The organism is Leisingera sp. F5 (assembly GCF_001593695.1).
Map to the genome: position 1 here is coordinate 1 of NZ_LUKH01001438.1, position 1,030 is coordinate 1,030.

Below are 1,030 nucleotides of genomic sequence, written 5' to 3' on the forward strand. Positions count from 1 at the left end.
GGATCAGCACGGCGGGGATCAGAGGGGTTTCAAAGCGCATGGGCTTAGGCCTATATCTGCCGGGGTGAGGTATCAAGGGAGGAAGATCATGGCCAATCCGACAGCTGCCATGCTGGTCATCGGGGATGAAATCCTGTCGGGCCGCACCCGCGATGCCAATATGCATTACCTGGCAGGCGAACTGGCCAAACACGGCATCGACCTGCAGGAAGTACGCATCGTCAGCGATAATGAGGCTGCGGTCATTGCCGCGGTTCAGGCGCTCGCTGCAGGGTACGGCCATGTGTTCACCAGCGGCGGCATCGGGCCGACCCATGACGACATCACTGCCGATTGCATCGCCAAGGCGTTTGACGCGCATCTGGACGTGCGCGGCGACGCCCGCGCGATCCTGCAGGCGCATTACGACACTCAAGGGTTGGAATTGAACGAGGCCCGCCTGCGTATGGCTCGCATTCCGGCGGGCGCCGCGCTGATCGACAATCCGGTCTCAGCCGCACCCGGGTTCACTCTTGGCAATGTGCATGTGATGGCCGGGGTGCCGCTGATATTTCAGGCGATGGTGGCCAGCGTGATGCCGACCCTGACCGGCGGCCAGCCGATGCTGTCCCAGACCCTGCGCGTGCTGCGCGGCGAGGGCGAGATTGCCGGACCGCTGCGCACGCTGGCCGAAGCCTATGAAGACCTGTCAGTCGGCTGCTACCCGTTTCAGAAAGACGGCGCATTTGGCGCCAATATCGTGATCCGCGGCACCGATGGCGCGCGCATTGATGCCGCGATGACAGAATTGGCAAAGGAGCTGGAGCAGTGACCACCGATCCCCGTTACTACGCCGTGACCGAAGCAACATGGCCGCCTGCCTCCACCCGCAGCCTGGGGCCTGTGACCTTGCGCGATGGCCAAGGCGGCGGCAGCCGGGTGTCTGCGGCGACGGTGCAAGGCACGGCCTCTGATGCGGAGATCGCCGCTGCGGAAGAGGCGAAGCGCGCGATGGGCCAGGACTGCCTGTTCATGATCCGCGACGGCGAGA

At 64.3% G+C, this 1,030-nt stretch carries 1 protein-coding gene and 1 pseudogene; both read left to right on the forward strand.

Going from position 1 to position 1,030, the window contains the following annotated elements; translation table 11 throughout:
* Positions 1–88: 88 nt before the first annotated feature.
* Positions 89–811: a molybdopterin-binding protein gene (locus A2I95_RS42075; RefSeq protein ID WP_027257466.1), complete on the forward strand. Its 723-nt coding sequence runs from the start codon at positions 89–91 to the stop codon at positions 809–811.
* Positions 808–1,030, forward strand: a pseudogene (locus tag A2I95_RS42080) (GNAT family N-acetyltransferase); the annotation flags it as partial. The gene A2I95_RS42075 and the pseudogene A2I95_RS42080, both read left to right, overlap by 4 nt.